Raw genomic sequence first — 17,133 nt, 5'->3', positions numbered from 1 at the left:
GAATAGACAGGTGGCGCCCGAACAAGCCCGTGTCCCCGTGTTCGCCCTACTCGCCGTCGTCGCCGAGGAGTCCGCGGAATGAGCGCGCAGCTGCCCGAGACCACCCCGCCGAGCGCAGCTGTCCCGCAGGGGCTGGCCGAGGCGTACTTCGCGCACGTCCCGCCGGACGAGCTGCAGGAGCAGGGGCACGGCCACGCGGAGGCGGTGCTCGTCGAGCACGCCGGGCTCGGCGAGCGGCGCGTGCCTGCGCAGACGCTGGCCCGCGCGTACGCGCTCGAGGGCGCCGACGCGCAGCTGGCCCTCGACGTCGTCACCGACGACATGCCGTTCCTCGTCGACTCGCTCACCGCGCTGGTCTCGCGGCTGGGGTTCGCCATCACCTGGCTGCTCCACCCCCAGCTGGCGGTCCGGCGGGACGCCGACGGCCGGCTGCAGGAGATCGCCGGCGCGGCAGGGGCCGCGTGCCCGCAGGGCTGCGCCCCCGAGTCGTGGATGCACCTGGAGCTCGACGGCGGGCGTGCCACCCCCGAGGAGCTCGTCGCGGCCGTCCACGGCGTGCTCGGCGACGTGCGGGTGGCCGTCGAGGACTGGCAGCCGATGCGCGCGCAGTCACTGCGGCTGGCCGACGAGCTGGCCGCGCGGGCGCCCGCCGGCATCGGCGCGGCGGAGGCGGCGGAGGCGGTCGAGCTGCTGCGCTGGCTGGCCCGCAACTCCTTCACCTTCCTCGGCTACGCCGACTACGAGCTGGAGCCGGACGGCGCGGGGCTCCGCCGCGTGGCGGGGACCGAGCTCGGCATCCTGCGGCCGCACGCGCCGGCGAGCCGCCCGGCCCGGGCCGAGGGGCACGTGGTCCGCCGGTTCACCCCGGAGGCCGCCGCCATCGCGGCCGAGCCGCGGGTCCTCGTCATCACGAAGGCCAATTCGCGATCCACCGTTCACCGGCCCGCCTACCTCGACCACGTCGGCATCAAGACCTTCGACGAGGCGGGGCGCGTGGTCGGCGAGCGGCGCTTCCTGGGGCTGTTCTCCTCCACGGCCTACAGCGAGAGCGTGCTGCGGATCCCGGTGCTGCGGCGCAAGGCCGAGCACGTGCTGCAGGCGGCGGGCACGGTGGCGACCAGCCACTCCGGCCGTCAGGTGCTGCAGGTGCTCGAGGCCTACCCGCGCGACGAGCTCTTCCAGGTCGACGCCCCGACGCTCGCCTCGGTGGTGCTGGAGGTGCTCCGGCTCGGGGAGCGGCGCCGCGTCCGCGCCTTCGTCCGGCGCGACGACTACGGGCGCTTCGTCTCGTGCCTGCTGTACTTCCCGCGCGACCGCTACACGACCACGGTCCGCCTGCGGATGGAGGCGGTCCTGCGCGACGCCGTCGGCGCGGAGAGCGTCGACTACACCGCTCGCGTCACCGAGTCGGTCCTGGCCCGGCTGCACTTCGTCGCGTGGGTCCCGCCGGGCGCCCGGCTCCCCGACGTCGACCCTGCCGGCATCGAGGCCCGCCTGGCGGCCGCGACCCGCACCTGGGAGGACGAGCTCACCGCTGCCGTGACGGAGGCGCACTCGCCGACGGACGCGGCCGCCCTGCTGCGCCGCTATGGGCGGGCCTTCCCGCAGGCGTACAAGGAGGACTTCGGCGCGGCCGAGGCGGTGCTCGACATCGCGCACCTGGAGTCGCTGCAGGGCCCGGAGGGCGACCGGCTGGCGCTCAGCTTCTCCGCCGGCGCGGAGCCGGGGGCGGCGCGGCTCAAGCTGTTCCGCGACGCCCCGGTCTCGTTGTCGAAGGTGCTGCCGCTGCTGGCGCGCATGGGCGTGGACGTCGACGACGAGCGCCCCTACGAGATCGAGGTCGCCGACGGGCCGCGGGCCTGGGTCTACGACCTCGGCCTGCGCTACGAGGCGCGCCTGCTGCACCCGGGCCCGGAGGCGCGGGCGGCCGCCGTGCGCCGCTTCCAGGAGGCGTTCGTCGCGGTCTGGCGCGGGCGGGCCGACAGCGACGGGTTCAATGCGCTGGTGCTGCGGGCGGGGCTCTCGTGGCGGCAGGTCGTGCTGCTTCGCGCCTACGCCCGGTGGCTGCGGCAGGTGGGGCTGCCGTTCAGCCAGGTCTACGTGCAGCAGGCCCTGCTGCGGAACTCGGGGATCGCCGAGCTGCTGGTGCAGCTGTTCACCGCCCGCCACGACCCGGCCGTGGTGGACGGCCGCGAGGACGTGGCCGAGGGGCTCGCGGCCCGCATCCGGCAGGAGATCGACGCGGTCGAGGCGCTGGACGACGACCGCATCCTGCGCTCGCTGCTCGGCGTGATCCTGGCGACGCTGCGCACCAACTACTTCCGGCTCGACGACGAGCGCCCGGGGGTGGCGCTGGCGCTCAAGCTCGACCCCCGTCAGGTGCCCGACTGCCCCGAGCCGCGCCCGGCGTTCGAGGTCTTCGTCCACTCCCCGGACGTCGAGGGCGTCCACCTGCGCTTCGGCCCGGTCGCCCGCGGCGGGCTGCGCTGGTCCGACCGGCCGGAGGACTTCCGCACCGAGGTGCTCGGACTGGTGAAGGCGCAGGCGGTGAAGAACTCCGTCATCGTGCCCGTCGGGGCGAAGGGCGGGTTCGTCGTACGCCGCCCGCCCGCCGACGCGGGGGACCGGGAGGCGGTCTTCGCCGAGGGCAAGCGCTGCTACAAGGCCTTCATCGGGGGGCTGCTCGACGTCACCGACAACATCGTGCAGGCCGCCGGCCGCAGCGAGGTCGTCCCGCCGCCGCAGGTGGTGCGCCGCGACGGCGACGACGCGTACCTCGTCGTGGCGGCGGACAAGGGCACGGCGACGTTCAGCGACCTCGCGAACGGCGTCGCCGCGGACTACGGGTTCTGGCTGGGCGACGCGTTCGCCTCGGGCGGGTCGGCCGGCTACGACCACAAGGCGATGGGCATCACCGCGCGCGGCGCGTGGGAGTCGGTGAAGCGGCACTTCCGCGAGCTGGGCGTGGACCCGGAGCGGGAGAGCGTGACGGCCGTCGGCATCGGCGACATGTCCGGGGACGTCTTCGGCAACGGGATGCTGCTCTCGCGACACCTGAAACTGGTCGCGGCTTTCGACCACAGGCACATCTTCCTCGACCCCGACCCGGACCCGGCCGTCGCCTTCGCCGAACGGGAACGGCTCTTCGTCCTTCCGCGCTCGTCCTGGGCGGACTACGACTCCGCCCGGATCTCGGCCGGCGGTGGCGTCCACCCGCGCAGCGCCAAGCGGGTCCCGGTCACCCCGCAGGTGCGCGAGCGGCTCGGGCTGCCCGAGGGGACGACGAGCCTGCCGCCCGTCGAGCTCATCCGGGCGATCCTGCAGGCGCCGGTGGGCCTGCTGTGGAACGGTGGCATCGGCACCTACGTCAAGGCGTCCGGGGAGTCGGCGGCCGACGTCGGCGACAAGGCCAACGACCCGGTCCGGATCGACGGCGGCCAGCTGCGCTGCCAGGTCGTCGGCGAGGGCGGCAACCTCGGGCTGACCCAGCTCGGCCGCATCGAGGCCGCGCAGGCCGGCGTCCGGCTCAACACGGACGCGATCGACAACTCCGCCGGCGTCGACACCTCCGACCACGAGGTGAACATCAAGGTCCTGATCGACGCGGCGATCCGGGACGGGGACCTTCCCGCGCAGGAGCGGGGCGAGCTGCTCGCGGCCATGGAGGACGACGTCGCCGCCCTGGTGCTGCGGGAGAACCACGCGCAGAACGCGCTCCTCGGCATGGGGCGCATGCAGGCCGCCTCCATGGTCTCGGTGCACGAGCGGGTGATCCGCCGGCTGGAGGAGCGCGGGATCCTCGACCGCAGGCTCGAGCGGCTCCCGTCGAGCAAGGAGATCGCGGCCCGGCGGGCCGAGGGCAAGGGCCTGACGAGCCCGGAGTACGCCGTGCTCGTCGCGTACGTCAAGAACACGCTCAACGCCGACCTGCTGGCGACGTCGCTGCCGGACGAGCCCTGGACGGCGCGGCTGCTCTCCTCCTACTTCCCGCCCCTGCTGGTCGAGCGCCTCGGTGGCCGCCTCGAGACGCACCCGCTGCGCCGCGAGATCGTGACCACCGTCCTGGTGAACGGGCTCGTGGACCGCACGGGGGTGAGCGCCGTCCACCGCGCGCAGGAGGAGACGGGGGCGCCGGTGGAGGACGTCGTGCGGGCGTACGTCCTGGCGGGCGAGACGTTCGCGCTGGGCGGGTTCTGGCGCGAGGTCGAGGCGCTCGACGGTGCCGCGTCGCCCGAGGCGCAGGGTGCGCTGCTGCTGGAGGGGAGGCGGCTGCTGGACCGGGCCGCCCGGTGGTTCCTGCAGTCGCGGCCGCCGGCCTTCGACGTGGAGCAGGAGTGGGGGCGCTACGCGCCGGTCGTCGGCGCGCTGCTGCCGCGGGTGCCGGAGCTGCTTCGTGGGCGAGAGCTGCAGCGGATGGAGGAGTCGACCGATCGGCTGGCGCGGCCGGGCGTCCCGCGCGAGCTGGCGCTGCGGGCGGCGGTGCTGCTGCACGCGTTCCCGCTCCTCGACGTCACGGACGTGGCGCGCGACGCGTCCTACACGGTCGAGGAGACGGCCGACGTCTGCTTCACCCTCGTCAACCGGCTCGAGGTCGACGAGCTGCTCACGGCGGTCAGCGGGCTGTCCCGGTCCGACCGGTGGCAGTCGATGGCGCGCTCCTCGCTGCGCTACGACCTCTACGCCATCCTCGCCGCCCTGACCGCGGACGTCCTGGGCCGGACCGCCGAGGGCGAGGCCGGTGAGCGGGTCCAGGCGTGGGCCGCCGGCCGGGAGGCGCAGCTCGACCGGGCGCTCGGCACGGTGCGGCAGGCGCTCGCGCTGGCCGCCCCCGATCTGGCGAGCCTCTCGGTGGCACTGCGCTCGCTGCGGACGCTGCTCAGGTCTTGACCGCCGCGCCGCACAGGCGCATATTCATCACATGATGAATTCGAGGTACGCGGTGGAGGCCCGCGAGCTCGTCGTCCGTCGTGGTGGGCGGGCGGTGCTCCCGGGCGTGTCCTGCCGGATCGAGCGCGGCTCGGTCACGGGCCTGCTCGGGCCCAGCGGCTGCGGGAAGTCGACGCTGCTGCGGGCGGTGGTCGGCGTGCAGGTGGTGGCGTCCGGCTCGGTCGAGGTGCTCGGGCTGCCGGCCGGCTCCAAGGAGCTGCGCTCCCGCGTCGGCTACGTGACGCAGGCGCCCAGCGTCTATGCCGACCTCACCGTCCGGGAGGACCTGCGCTACTTCGCGGCGGTCCTCGGCGCCCCGCCCGGGGACGTGGACCGGGTGCTCGCCGAGGTCGGGCTGCGCGACCACGCCTCGACCGTCGTCTCGCGGCTGTCCGGCGGCCAGCGCGCCCGGGTCTCCCTCGCGGCGGCGTTGCTGGGGACGCCCGAGCTGCTGGTCCTGGACGAGCCGACTGTCGGGCTGGACCCCGTCCTGCGCCGCGATCTCTGGCAGCTGTTCGCCGAGCTCGCCGCGCGGGGCGTGACGCTCGTCGTGTCGAGCCACGTCATGGACGAGGCGGAGCGGTGCCAGCGGCTGCTGCTGATGAGGGAAGGCAGGTTCCTGGCCGATGCGTCACCCGATGAGCTGCGCGAGCACACCGGCGCGGCCGATGTGGAGGCGGCGTTCCTCGCGCTCGTGGACCGGCAGGAGGTGCTGGCATGAGCACGCGGCCTGCGCTCGCCACCGCCGCGCGGGTCCTGGCCCAGCTGCGCCGCGACCCGCGTACCCTCGCCCTCCTCCTGGTGGTCCCCTGCGTCCTGCTCGCACTGCTGGCATGGGTCTACGACGGCCGGCCGCAGCTCTTCGACGGCATCGGGGCGTCGCTGCTCGGCATCTTCCCGTTCGTGTCGATGTTCCTGGTGACGTCCGTCGCGACGCTGCGGGAGCGGACGTCGGGCACCCTCGAGCGGCTGCTCACGATGCCGCTGTCGAAGCTCGACCTGATCCTGGGCTACGCGCTGGCGTTCGGCCTCGTCGCCGTGGTGCAGGCCGGGCTGGCGACGGCCCTGGCGCTCGGCGTGCTCGGCCTGGACGTCGCCGGCCCATGGCAGGCGCTCCTGCTGGTCGCGGTGCTCGACGCACTGCTCGGCATGGCGATCGGCCTGCTCGTGAGCGCCTTCGCGGCCTCCGAGTTCCAGGCCGTGCAGTTCCTGCCGGCCGTCGTCCTGCCGCAGGTGCTGCTCTGCGGGCTGCTCGCCCCGCGCGAGTCGATGGCCGGCGTGCTGGAGGCGGTGTCTGGCGTGCTGCCGCTGACCTATGCGGTCGACGCGATGCAACGGCTGACGACGTCCGGCGACGTCACCGGCACCCTGACCCGCGACCTGGTCGTGGTCGTGGCCTGCGTGCTCGCCGCGCTCGGGCTCGGAGCGGCGACGCTGCGGCGGCGTACGCGCTGATCCGGTGCTCTGCCAGCATGCTCCCATGAACGCGAGGCTGACTGGACGACGTATCGCGGTGCTGGGCGCCGGCAAGATGGGCGGCGCGCTCATCGCGGGGCTGCTGCGCTCGGGTCACACGGCCGACGACCTGCTGGCGACGACGCAGGAGCCCGAGCGGGCCGAGGAGATGCGCACCCGGCACGGCGTCGAGGTGGTGTCGAACGTCGAGGCCGCCCGGGCGGCCTCGACGGTGGTGCTGGCGGTCAAGCCGCAGGACATGGGCACGCTGCTCGCCGAGGTCGGCCCGGAGCTGCGACCCGGGACGCTCGTCGTGTCGGTCGCCGCGGGCCTGCCGACCGCCTGGCTCGAGGGGCACCTGCCCGCCGGCACCCCCGTCGTCCGGGTCATGCCCAACACCCCTGTCCTGGTCGACGAGGGGATGAGCGTGCTCAGCGCCGGCGCGCACGCGACGCCCGAGCACCTGTCCTACGTCGAGGAGCTGCTGACCCCGGTCGGGCGCGTGCTCAAGGTGCCGGAGTACCAGCTCGACGCCGTCACCGCGCTGTCGGGCAGCGGGCCGGCGTACTTCTTCTACATGTGCGAGGCGATGATCGAGGCCGGCCTGCTGCTGGGGCTGCCGCGCTCGGTCGCCCACGAGCTCGTCGTGCAGACCGCCGTCGGCTCGGCGCGCATGCTGCGCGAGGCCGGGGAGAGCCCGGTCGCGCTGCGCGAGGCGGTCACCTCCCCGGCCGGCACCACGATCGCGGCCATCCGCGAGCTGGAGAACCACCGCGTGCGCGCCGCGCTGCTGACCGCGCTCGAGGCGGCCCGGGACCGGAGCCGGGAGCTGGCGGCCGGCACGGCCTGACCCTCCTGCGCGCCCGCTCAGCGCGCGGCCGTCTCCCAGCTCGGCATCATGGCGGCCGGGTAGCGCGAGCCGGCCGCCCCGTGCGGCAGCGTGGAAGCGATCTCGGCCAGGTCGGCCGGGGTGAGCTCGACGGCGGCGGCGGCGACGTTCTCCTCGACCCGGTGCGGGCTCCGCGTGCCGGGGATGGGCACGACGTCGTCGCCCTGCGCGAGCAGCCAGGCCAGCGCCAACTGCGTGACCGCGACGCCCTTCGACGCCGCCAGCCCGATCAGCCGGCGTACCGCCTCGAGGTTGGCCTCGTAGTTGCCCGGCTGCCACCGGTCGTCCCAGCGCCGCATGTCGTCCTCCGCGTACTCCGCGGCGGGCTTCACGTCGCTGGTGAGGAAGCCCCGGCCGAGCGGCGAGTAGGGCACGAAGCCGATGCCCAGCTCGCGCAGCGCGGGCAGCACGTCGGCCTCGACCGCGCGCTCGAAGACCGAGTACTCCGTCTGCACCACCGACACCGGGTGCTCGGCGTGGGCGCGCCGGATGACGTCGGGCCCCGCCTCGCTCAGGCCGAAGAAGCGCACCTTGCCCTCGGCGACGAGCTCGCCGACGGTCCCTGCCACGTCCTCGATCGGCACGTCCGGGTCGACCCGGTGCTGGTAGAGCACGTCGAGGACGTCCGTGCCCAGGTGGCGCAGGCTCGCGTGGGCGACCTCGCGGATGTGCTCCGGCCGGCTGTCGAGCGCGACCCCGACCTGCTCGGGGTCGGTGAGGTCGAAGCCGAACTTCGTGGCCAGCACGACCTCGTCACGGAAGCCACGGACCGCGCGGCCGACGAGCTGCTCGTTGCTGCCGGTGCCCATGCCGTAGAGCTCGGCCGTGTCGAAGAGGGTCACACCGGACTCGTACGCCCGGTGGATGGTGGCGATCGCCGCCGCCTCGTCTGCAGGCGCGCCGTACGCCATGGTCAGGCCCATCGTGCCGAGGCCGATCGCACCGACCTCGAGCCCCTCGGTGCCGAGCGTGCGATGCGCAAGCGTGTGCGGGTTCTTCGTCATGCCGTCGACGCTAGGGACCGCTCGCGTCGGCGTCATGAGCCGCGAGCCGCATAGTGTTGCCTGATCCGCTCACTCCGGGAGTGCCCGTGCTGGACCCGCTCGCTGCCGTGGTCGCCCGTCATGCGGGCGCCTTCTGGTCCGACACCCTCGTGCCGCGGCTGACCGTGGTCCGCGTCGACGAGCCGCCCGGCACGCTGGACATGGTCTACGAGCCGATGGTCTGCTTCGTGGCGTCGGGCTCCAAGCGCACGACGGCGGGAGAGCGCAGTTGGGTCGCCACGGCCGGGCAGATGTTCCTCAGCTCCCACGACCTGCCGGTGGCGGCGCAGTTCGAGGGCGTGCCCTACCGCTCCGCGGTGCTGCGGCTCGACGTCGACGTGCTGGCCGGCCTGCTGCTCGAGCTCGGGGACACGGCCACCGCCGAGGCGCCCGCCGAAGCCGTCTGCGTCGCGCCGATGGCGCCGGAGCTGGTCGAGGCCGTCACCCGCTGGGTACGCCTCCTCGACGCCCCGACGGACGTCCCCGCCCTGGCCGGGCGGTTCGAGGCCGAGGTGCTCTACCGGCTGCTGACCAGCCCGCTCGGGCCGGCCCTGCGCCAGTCCGTCGTCGCGGGCTCCGCCGTGGCGCGGGTGCGCGCGGCGACCGGCTGGCTGCGGTCGAACTACTCCCGGCCGGTGCGGGTGGAGGAGCTGGCGGCCGTCGCCCACATGAGCGTGGCGACGCTGCACCGCCGCTTCCGGGCGGCGACCGGCATGAGCCCGCTGGAGTTCCAGAGACGCCTGCGGCTGCAGGAAGCCCGCCGGCTGCTCGTGGCGGGCGGGTCGACCGCGGCGGCGGTGGCGGGCGCCGTCGGCTACAGCAGCGCCACGCAGTTCAGCCGCGAGTACCGGCGGGCGTACGGCCTGCCGCCCGCCGCCGACGCGGCCCGGCTGCGCGAGCAGCTGCTTCGGGCGGGCTGACGGGCAGCGCTCAGAGCGCCAGGACCGTGAGCGTCGCGGTGCCGCCGGAGCGCCGCGCCTCCTCGACGACCCGCTCGACGGCCCGCAGCGAGCCCTGCACGAGCAGGGGGCGCTCCGCGCTGCCGTCACCTGTCCACGTGGTGGCGGTGGCGGCCGAGGGGGTGAACGTCCCGGACTCGGGCATGCGCACGACCGCCGCCGCGCGGACCGACGGGTCCTCGGCCGGGCGGAGCGTGACGCGCTGGACCGCCTCCAGCCGCCGAAGCGTGCGGGCCAGCTGCTGGCAGCGCCGCTCCGAGGCCCGGAAGAGGCCGACCACCGTGCCGATCCCCGGCGTGCTGGTGCTCGTGGCGACGCTGTCGAAGTTCACGCCCCGGGTCGAGAAGACCCCGGTGATGCTCGTCAGGGCGCCGGGCTGGTCCGCACTGTCGGCGAGGAACACCCAGCGCCGTTCGGTGAACGACGATTCCTGATCGCTCATGCTGTCGTCCACGGGCGCAGCCCCTCGTCGATGCGCTCGGCGGCTTCGCTGAGCCGTGCCTCCTCGTCCGGCGGGAGCTCGTCGAGGATCACCTTGCTCCAGCCGGACGGCGTGAGGACGATCGGCACCCCGACGACCGTCGAGAGCCCGTGCTCCCCGTCGAGCCGGACCTGCCCCGCGACGACGATGTCGCGCCCGTCGAGCACCGTGTCCACGAGGTCGACCGTCGCGCTCGCCGTGGCGGTCGCCGTCTTCGCACCGGACATCTGCGTCAGCCACGGGCGCATGGCGGCCCGGACGTCCGGCGGGCAGCCGTCGACCAGCCGGAACGCCGCGTGCATGTCGGTCTCGGCCTCCGCGAGCAGCCGGCCCTTCACGGCGCTGAGCTCCGCCGGGAACGTCGCCATCGTCCGCGGCCCGCGCAGCGCCGCCATCCGCGTCCGCCGCTCGTCCGCGTCCATGCCGTGCACCCGGACGGTGGACCAGAGCGGGACGATCTCGGTCCCGTGCTGGCCGGCCACGAACCCCGTGACCTGCTGGCGGCGTACGCCCAGCGACAGGGCGATCTCCCGTCGGAAGCGGAGGGTGTCCAGCCAGGCCCCCATGCCGATCACCCGGTGCCGGCCGAGCCGCTCGGCGAACACCGCCACTGCCAGCTCCACGGGGTTGGACACGACGATGACGACCTCGTGGCCGCTGCCGTACCTCGCCAGCGCGTCGGCGTACGCCCGGAAGACCTCGACGTTCTTCGCCGCCAGCTCGTTGCGGTCGGCGTTGCGCCTGGGGACGAGCGTGCGCCCGGCGGCGATCACGACCACGTCCGCCACGACGTCCTCGGCGCGCAGCGCCACGTCGATCAGCGGGGCGACCTCGTCGTACGCGTCCACCAGGTCGGTCCGCAGGCCGTGGGCGGCGCGGGCGCTCGGCCCGTCCTCCCGGCCCACGAGCTGCAGGCGGGACGTGGAGGGGATGACCTGGCGCTCGACCAGCTGCGTGCAGAGCTGCCGGCCGATGTCCCCGGTCGCGCCGAGGATCGCGACGTCCACGAGGGCTGCTCCTCCGGTCGGGCTGGGTCGGCGGGGGCAGGCTATCGCCGCCGGGCCCGTCGCCCGGCGGCGCCCGCAGGCCCCTGGACGCAGCCGACGGCAGCGGCGGCGCCCTCCTCGCAGTCGGGGTCAGTCGGCCCGCGGCAACGCGACGAGCCGGTTGATCAGCGGGATGCTCGCCCCCCTGCTCGCCCCGCGGTCGTTGACCGCCCCGTTGATGCCGAGCCCGCCGGGGCTGCCGGCCGGGCCGTGCAGCGAGGCGCAGCTCGACACGTTGAGCCAGACGTAGCGGTCGCCTGCGGACGTGGCGAAGCGGACCACGAGCGACGGCTGGAGGGTGGCGGCGCAGGAGGCGCCCTTCGCGCCGTAGACCCCCGGGCCCGGCCGCGCGTTGAGCTGGCCGGCCAGGGCCTGCGCGCGCGCCGCATCGGCGCTGCGGACCGCGCTCAGCCACTCCTGGGCGTACTCGCAGACCCGGGCGCCCCTCACCGTGCCGGTGACCAGCGGGGCCCCGGCCTGGGCCGGGAACGCCAGCGGCTCGCGAGCGGGCCGGGCCCGGCAGCCGTCGACCGAGTCGCCGTCGGTCAGCACGTGCAGCGTCGACGCCAGGGCCCTCGCGCGGGCCGCGTCCGGGCCGACCACCCGCAGCACGACGGCGCGCTCGTCGACGACGCGCGTCACGCGGGTGCGCCCGTCCGGCAGCCGGTCGGTGCCCTCGCGGAGCGGGCCGGCGCCCCCCGCGCGCTCCTCCGCCGGGCCGAGCGTGACCTCGGTGAGCAGCTCGGGGCGCTCGACCTGCACCCGGCACAGCCGGCTGCCGTAGCCCACGAGGTACGCCGCGTCCGCCGCCGCGCTGCCGCAGGGCGCCCGCCCCGGGTCGAGCCACTCGCGCGGCACGGTGACCTCCACGCCCCGGAAGCGCAGTTCAGCCGTCGCCGGCATCGCGGGAGCGGCCGGGGGCGTCGTGGGCTGCGGCCGGAGGGCGCCGGGCGCGAGCACCGCCCCGAGCACGGCGGCTACTGCGGCCACGGAGGCTCCCACCGCCAGGCCCCGCCGGCGCCGCCGGGCCGACTCCAGCCGGACGCGGTCGGCGAGCCCCGTCGCCCGCGGCGCGGTCGCGGCCCGCGCCTCCAGCGTGTCGCGGACGAGCCGCTCGACGTCGTTCAACGCTCGCCTCCGGGCAGCGGGGCCGTCACCTGCGACCGCAGCGACGCGAGCGCCCGCGCGGCCGTGGAGCGGACCGTGGAGCGGGTGATGCCGAGCGCGTCGGCGACCGCCTCGTCGTCCAGGTCCTCGAAGTACCGCAGGGCCAGCACCGCCCGCGACCGGGGCGGCAGCGCGGCGATCGCCCGCCAGGCGGCGTCCTGCGCCACCGTGGCCTCGGCGTGGTCCGGCACGCTCGCGACGGGGCGTACCTCGGCCACCACCAGCTCGGTGCTCGACCTGCGTCGGCGGCTCGCGAGGGCGGCGTTCACGAGGATCCTGCGGACGTACGCATCGGGCGCGCCGGCCTTCCGCACCCGCCGCCAGTGCCGGTACGCGTCGAGCAGAGCGGTCTGCACCAGGTCCTCGGCGGCGTGGGCGTCGTCCGCGAGCAGCATCGCCAGGCGCAGCAGGTGCTGACCGCGCGCCGCGACGTACTCCTCGAACTCCATGCCGTCCGCCCCCGTCCTCGCCTCTCCCAGTAGATGCGACGGGGTGCCCGGGCTGCTGCGTCCGGCGCCCGCTGCGCCGCGCGCTCGACCGGCGGCGGCCCCCCGGCGCACGTAGCCTGGCTGCGTGCCTCGTCGCGTACGCCGGGCCGCCGTCGTCGCCGGCCCGATCGCAGCCCTCGTGGCGGCGGCGGGGGCCTACGCCGCGACGCGTGGGGACGACAGCCCTGACGTGAGGACCGCGGAGGTCGGTCGCGCGACGGTCGGTGAGGTGGTCGAGGCTCCGGCCTCGGTGGTCGCGAAGGCGACTGCGGCCGTGACGAGCCCGGCCGACGGGACCGTGCTGCGGCTGCTGGTCCGCGACGGCGAGCAGGTCACGGCCGGGCAGGTGCTGCTGCGGGTCGACTCCCCCCAGGCCGAGGCACGGCTCGCGCAGGCGCGCCGGGCGGACGCGGAGGCGGCGGACGCGGCCGACGTGGACGTCTCCTCCCCGGCCGGCCTGGGGGAGCAGCAGCGGCAGGCGGACGAGGCGGCCGAGCGCGGGTTCGCACAGGCCCGGGCCGCGGCCGAGGAGATCCCCGACCCCACCGCCCGGGCGCGGGCGCTCGCCGCCGTGGCCACCGCCGAGGGGCAGTACGCCGCCGCCAGCGACGCGGCGGCCGACGCCGTGCGCCGGGTCGACGACGGGCTCGGGGGGCTCGCACGCGCGCTGTCCTCGTTGGCCGGCGCGCAGCGCGTCCAGACCAGGGCCGCGGTGGAGGTGGCCGAGCAGACCGTGGACGCGCTGGTGGTCCGGGCGCCGATCGGCGGCACGGTCACCCTCGCCGCCGCCGGCGGCGGCGGCGGGCCCGGGGGCGGCGACCTGGGCGGGGCGCTGGGCTCGCTGCCCGCCGACCTGCAGGACCAGGCGTCGGCGCTGCTCGGCGGCTCCGCGGGGGGTACGGGCGACGGTGGGGCCGCCGGCGCCGGCGCCATCACCGAGGGCGCACCGGTGTCGGCCGGCACGCCCCTGCTCACCGTCACCGACGCGTCGACGGTGTCGCTCGTGGCCGACGTCGACGAGACCGACATCCTGCTGGTACGCCGCGGGGTGCGGGCGGCGGTCGAGCTCGACGCCGTGGAGGGCGCGCGCTACCGCGCCGTGGTGTCCTCGGTCGAGACGGCTCCGGCGACGTCGACGGGCGGCGGGGTCACGTACCGCGTCCGGCTCCGCCTCGTCGACGGCAAGCTCGCCGACGGGTCGGAGGCGCCGCAGCCGCGCCCGGGCATGAGCGCGGTCGCCGACCTCGCCGTCCGCACCGTCCGGGACGCCGTCGCGGTCCCCGTCGCCGCGGTGTTCCGCGACGGCGACCAGGACACCGTGTGGGTGGTGCGGACCGGGCGGGCCGAGAAGCGCCGGGTCACGCTCGGCGCGCAGGGCGAGGACGTCGTCCAGGTCACGAAGGGGCTCAAGGGTGGGGAGACGGTCGTCGTGCGGGGGGCCGACCGGGTGCGCGCGGGCCAGGGGATCGGATGAGCGCGGCCGGCGCCGGGCCGGCAATCGAGGCCGCCGACGTGACGCGGTCCTACGTGCTCGAGGGCGTGACGGTCGACGCGCTGCGCGGGGTGTCCCTGCGGATCGACCCGGGCGAGTACGCCGCCGTCGTCGGGCCCTCCGGCTCGGGCAAGTCCACGCTGATGCACCTGCTGGGCTGCCTGGACCGGCCGACGACCGGGACGCTGCGCGTCGGGGGCCAGGACGTCGCCGGGCTGGACGACGCCGCCCTCGCCGAGCTGCGCAACGCGACCATCGGCTTCGTCTTCCAGAGCTTCCAGCTGCTCGCGCGCACCAGCGCCGTGGACAACGTGGGGCTGCCGCTGGTCTACCGCGGGGTGCCGCGGCGTGAGCGCCGCGAGCGGGCGGAGGCCGCCCTGCAGCGGGTGGGGCTGGGGCACCGGATGACGCACCGGCCGAACCAGATGTCCGGCGGCGAGCAGCAGCGCGTGGCCATCGCCCGGGCCCTCGTGGGCGAGCCCGCGGTGCTGCTGGCCGACGAGCCGACCGGCAACCTCGACACCCGGACGGGGGAAGAGGTGATGGCTGTCCTGGAGAACCTGAATTCGCAGAACGGCGTTGCTGTCGTACTGGTGACCCACGACCTGGCCGTGGCCGCCCGGGCGCGGCGCCAGGTGCACGTGCGCGACGGGCTGGTCGAGCGGGACACGGCGCTGGAGCCGGCTCCGTGAGAACCGCGGAGGCGTTCCGGGTCGCGCTGGACGCGCTGCGGGCGAACCGGCTGCGCTCCGCGCTCACCATGGTGGGCGTGGTCATCGGCGTGGCCGCGGTCGTCCTGCTGGTCGCGATCGGCAGCGGCGCGAAGCGCGAGGTCGAGACCCAGGTCGAGGGCCTCGGCGCGAACCTGCTGCTGGTGGTGCCGGGCCGGTTCGAGCTCGGGTCGGCGCCGTCGATCAGCCGGCTGACGCTGGACGACATCGACGTGCTCGGCCGCGTGGTCGGGGACCGGCGCGCGGTGGCGGTGACGGTCGCCTCCGGCGAGCAGGTACGGGTCGGCTCCCGCTCGTTGTTCGTGACCGTCAGCGGCACGAACGAGAACGTGCCGTTCGTCCTCGACCAGCCGCTGGCCCGCGGCAGCTACTTCACCGAGACGGACGTGGAGACGCGCCGCCGGGTGGCGGTCCTCGGGTCTGTGGTGGCCGAGACGCTCTTCGGTGACCGCGAGCCGCTCGGCCGCTTCGTCACGATCGGGGGCGTGCGGTTCCGGGTCACGGGCGTGCTCGCCGAGCGCGGCACGGCCTTCGGGGTGAGCCGCGACCAGGAGGTGCAGGTCCCCGTCACCGCCGCGCAACGGCTCTTCGGCGTGGACCGCATCGACGGCCTCGCCGTGAAGGCGCCCACCAGCGACGACGTCGACCGGCTGGCCCCGCGGCTGGTCGAGGCGCTGCAGGACAAGTACCCCGACGAGGAGTTCTCCGCCGTCTCCCAGTCGCAGATCCTCGGCACCGTCGGGACCATCCTCGGGCTGCTGACGCTCGTGCTCGCGGCGATCGCGGCCATCTCGCTGGTGGTGGGCGGCGTGGGGGTGTCCAACATCATGCTGGTGAGCGTGCGCGAGCGGACGCGCGAGATCGGGCTGCGCAAGGCGCTCGGTGCGCGCCAGCGCGACATCCTGCTGCAGTTCCTGGTCGAGGCCGTGCTGCTGACGACCGTCGGCGGGGTCATCGGGATCGGGCTCGGGGTCGGCGGCTCGCTGCTCGTCGATGCGGTCTCCCCGCTGCCGGCCGTCGTGTCGTGGTGGTCGCCGGCGGTCGCCTTCGCGGTGTCCGTCGCGGTGGGCGTCTTCTTCGGCGTCGCGCCGGCGCGGCGCGCGGGCCGGCTCGACCCGGTGGTGGCGCTGCGGCAGGAGTAGGGGGCTCCCGGTGCAGGCGAGGCGGCCGGTGACGGTGCCACCGGGACGCCGCGGAGCGCCGTCCGATCCTGTGCGCGGGCCGGGGGCGCGGGGCACCGGAGCCTGCGCCGCCGGCCGGCGCGGACCGGCGGTCACCGGCGCGGCCTGCGGGCCGCCCAGCCTACCGCCGGTGCGAGCACGCACAGCAGCGCCGCCAGGGCCGCCACCCCGACGAGCGCGGCCCGCAGGGACGCCGCGCCCGCCACCAGCCCGACCACCGCCGGCCCGACGAGGAAGCCGAGGTACGCCGTGGCGGCCACGGACGAGGTCGCCGAGGCCTGCCGGTCGTCGCCGGCCCACGCGCCCGCGACGCTCACGAGCGTCGGCATGCAGACCGAGGTCCCGGTGCCGGCGAGCGCGATGCCGGCGAGCGCGACCGGAGCCGTGGGGGCGAGGGCCGCGAGCAGCGACCCCAGCGCGGCGACGGCGGCGGCGACGGGGAGCAGGGCCGGGGCGGCGTACGCGGACAGCAGCCGGTTGCCGGCGACCCGGCCCACCGCGGCACAGGCCGCGAACGTCGCCGGCGCCGCCGCCGAGATCCCCGCCGGCGCGTCGAGCGTGGACTCCAGGTGCACGGCGCCCCAGCTCTGCCACGCGTTCTCCACGAGGTACGCCAGGCCGCCCAGCCCGCCGAGGACGAGCAGCGTGGGGGCGGGCAGCAGCCGTCGGGGGCGGGGGCCGCGCGCCCGGGCCACCGGGCGAGGGGCCCCGCGTGCCGGGCGGAGCACGGTCGCGGCCAGCCCGACGAGGACGAGGGCGACGCCGCCGAACACGGCCAGCGGGCCCACCCCGGCCGCGCGCAGGCCGCCGGCGGCCAGGCTCGCCACGACCACGGTCGCCGAGAAGGCGGCGTTCGCCAGGTTGAGCAGCGGCCGCCGCTCGGCCGTCTCCCGGGCGACGGCCGCGGCGCTCATCGCCACGTCCATGGCGCCGGACGCGGCCCCGAGCAGGAGCAGTGCCGCGGCCAGCGCCGCGCCGCCGGACACCAGCGCGGGCCCGAGCGCGGCCGCTGCCAGGGCCAGCGCGGTCAGCGGGAGGACCCGCGGGCCGTATCGGTCGACCAGCGCCCCGGTCGCCCGCATGGTCAGCAGCGCGCCGAGCCCCACCATGAGCAGCGCGAGCCCGAGCGCGCGGTCGTCGACGCCCGCGGACTCCTGGACGGCCGGGAGCAGCGCGCCCCAGCAGCCCCAGAAGAGCGCGAAGCCGGCGAAGGCGAGGAAGACCGGCGCGCGGCCGCGGGCACGCGCGTTCGGGCTCACGCTGGGATCCTGTCAT

General features: G+C 75.9%; 14 protein-coding genes. 8 read left to right on the top strand and 6 right to left on the bottom strand.

The window, feature by feature from the left end:
* The first annotated feature begins 78 nt into the window (after positions 1-78).
* The 4 genes from G9H72_RS02880 to proC are packed head-to-tail and all read left to right on the top strand — an operon-like array spanning position 79 to position 7,231.
* Positions 79-4,887, top strand: a complete 4,809-nt coding sequence (locus G9H72_RS02880) for an NAD-glutamate dehydrogenase (protein ID WP_166167045.1) — start codon at positions 79-81, stop codon at positions 4,885-4,887.
* A gap of 31 nt (positions 4,888-4,918) precedes the next feature.
* Complete coding sequence (locus G9H72_RS02875) at positions 4,919-5,647, top strand: ABC transporter ATP-binding protein (RefSeq protein WP_166167043.1); 729 nt, start codon at positions 4,919-4,921, stop codon at positions 5,645-5,647.
* Entirely contained in the window at positions 5,644-6,381 is a 738-nt protein-coding gene (locus tag G9H72_RS02870; RefSeq protein WP_166167040.1) for an ABC transporter permease, read from the top strand. Before G9H72_RS02875 ends, G9H72_RS02870 begins: the two co-directional genes overlap by 4 nt.
* Positions 6,382-6,406: 25 nt before the next feature.
* A complete protein-coding gene (gene proC / locus G9H72_RS02865; RefSeq protein ID WP_166167037.1) occupies positions 6,407-7,231 on the top strand; it encodes a pyrroline-5-carboxylate reductase in 825 nt (274 codons plus the stop codon).
* 17 nt (positions 7,232-7,248) lie between these two features.
* Here proC and G9H72_RS02860 read toward each other — a convergent pair whose 3' ends face one another.
* Positions 7,249-8,274 (bottom strand): aldo/keto reductase, encoded by a 1,026-nt coding sequence (locus G9H72_RS02860; protein WP_166167034.1) that lies wholly within the window; start codon positions 8,272-8,274, stop codon positions 7,249-7,251.
* A gap of 86 nt (positions 8,275-8,360) precedes the next feature.
* Here G9H72_RS02860 and G9H72_RS02855 point away from each other — a divergent pair, with 86 nt between their 5' ends.
* Entirely contained in the window at positions 8,361-9,233 is an 873-nt protein-coding gene (locus tag G9H72_RS02855; RefSeq protein WP_166167031.1) for an AraC family transcriptional regulator, read from the top strand.
* 10 nt (positions 9,234-9,243) lie between these two features.
* Here the strand turns inward: G9H72_RS02855 and G9H72_RS02850 are convergent, their stop codons facing one another.
* The 4 genes from G9H72_RS02850 to G9H72_RS02835 form a co-directional block, all read right to left on the bottom strand.
* The gene (locus G9H72_RS02850; protein ID WP_166167028.1) at positions 9,244-9,714 is read right to left on the bottom strand and encodes an ACT domain-containing protein; all 471 of its coding nucleotides are present in this window, start codon (positions 9,712-9,714) and stop codon (positions 9,244-9,246) included.
* Positions 9,711-10,760, bottom strand: a complete 1,050-nt coding sequence (locus tag G9H72_RS02845; protein ID WP_166167025.1) for a lactate/malate family dehydrogenase — start codon at positions 10,758-10,760, stop codon at positions 9,711-9,713. The genes G9H72_RS02850 and G9H72_RS02845 overlap by 4 nt, the downstream gene beginning before the upstream one ends.
* A gap of 129 nt (positions 10,761-10,889) precedes the next feature.
* Entirely contained in the window at positions 10,890-11,927 is a 1,038-nt protein-coding gene (locus G9H72_RS02840) for a hypothetical protein (protein WP_166167022.1), read from the bottom strand.
* Positions 11,924-12,415: a SigE family RNA polymerase sigma factor gene (locus G9H72_RS02835; RefSeq protein WP_166167019.1), complete on the bottom strand. Its 492-nt coding sequence runs from the start codon at positions 12,413-12,415 to the stop codon at positions 11,924-11,926. The genes G9H72_RS02840 and G9H72_RS02835 overlap by 4 nt, the downstream gene beginning before the upstream one ends.
* Before the next feature lie 124 nt (positions 12,416-12,539).
* Between G9H72_RS02835 and G9H72_RS22775 the strand changes: the two genes are divergently transcribed.
* Genes G9H72_RS22775 through G9H72_RS02820 form a run of 3 tightly spaced genes read left to right on the top strand, consistent with a single transcriptional unit; the run spans position 12,540 to position 15,819 of the window.
* Positions 12,540-13,928, top strand: coding sequence for an efflux RND transporter periplasmic adaptor subunit (locus G9H72_RS22775; protein WP_166167016.1), 1,389 nt, complete (start codon positions 12,540-12,542; stop codon positions 13,926-13,928).
* Positions 13,925-14,638, top strand: a complete 714-nt coding sequence (locus tag G9H72_RS02825) for an ABC transporter ATP-binding protein (protein WP_166167013.1) — start codon at positions 13,925-13,927, stop codon at positions 14,636-14,638. Before G9H72_RS22775 ends, G9H72_RS02825 begins: the two co-directional genes overlap by 4 nt.
* Complete coding sequence (locus tag G9H72_RS02820; RefSeq protein WP_166167010.1) at positions 14,635-15,819, top strand: ABC transporter permease; 1,185 nt, start codon at positions 14,635-14,637, stop codon at positions 15,817-15,819. Before G9H72_RS02825 ends, G9H72_RS02820 begins: the two co-directional genes overlap by 4 nt.
* A 131-nt stretch (positions 15,820-15,950) precedes the next feature.
* Here G9H72_RS02820 and G9H72_RS02815 read toward each other — a convergent pair whose 3' ends face one another.
* Positions 15,951-17,117: an MFS transporter gene (locus G9H72_RS02815; protein WP_166167007.1), complete on the bottom strand. Its 1,167-nt coding sequence runs from the start codon at positions 17,115-17,117 to the stop codon at positions 15,951-15,953.
* Positions 17,118-17,133 lie beyond the last annotated feature (16 nt).

Origin of the sequence: Motilibacter aurantiacus, from assembly GCF_011250645.1 — a bacterium.
GTDB classification, from domain to species: domain Bacteria; phylum Actinomycetota; class Actinomycetes; order Motilibacterales; family Motilibacteraceae; genus Motilibacter_A; species Motilibacter_A aurantiacus.
The sequence above is the reverse complement of the archived record's forward strand: the minus strand, read 5'-3'. Positions and strand labels throughout refer to the sequence as shown.

What these genes read in the sequence shown, in the direction of transcription:
- G9H72_RS02870 (WP_166167040.1), top strand. Translation starts at nt 5,644, where the DNA reads ATGAGCACGCGGCCTGCGCTCGCCACCGCCGCGCGGGTCCTGGCCCAG.
- G9H72_RS02880 (WP_166167045.1), top strand. Translation starts at nt 79, where the DNA reads ATGAGCGCGCAGCTGCCCGAGACCACCCCGCCGAGCGCAGCTGTCCCG.
- proC (WP_166167037.1), top strand. Translation starts at nt 6,407, where the DNA reads ATGAACGCGAGGCTGACTGGACGACGTATCGCGGTGCTGGGCGCCGGC.
- G9H72_RS02825 (WP_166167013.1), top strand. Translation starts at nt 13,925, where the DNA reads ATGAGCGCGGCCGGCGCCGGGCCGGCAATCGAGGCCGCCGACGTGACG.
- G9H72_RS02835 (WP_166167019.1), bottom strand. Translation starts at nt 12,415, where the DNA reads ATGGAGTTCGAGGAGTACGTCGCGGCGCGCGGTCAGCACCTGCTGCGC.
- G9H72_RS02875 (WP_166167043.1), top strand. Translation starts at nt 4,919, where the DNA reads ATGATGAATTCGAGGTACGCGGTGGAGGCCCGCGAGCTCGTCGTCCGT.
- G9H72_RS02850 (WP_166167028.1), bottom strand. Translation starts at nt 9,714, where the DNA reads ATGAGCGATCAGGAATCGTCGTTCACCGAACGGCGCTGGGTGTTCCTC.
- G9H72_RS02860 (WP_166167034.1), bottom strand. Translation starts at nt 8,274, where the DNA reads ATGACGAAGAACCCGCACACGCTTGCGCATCGCACGCTCGGCACCGAG.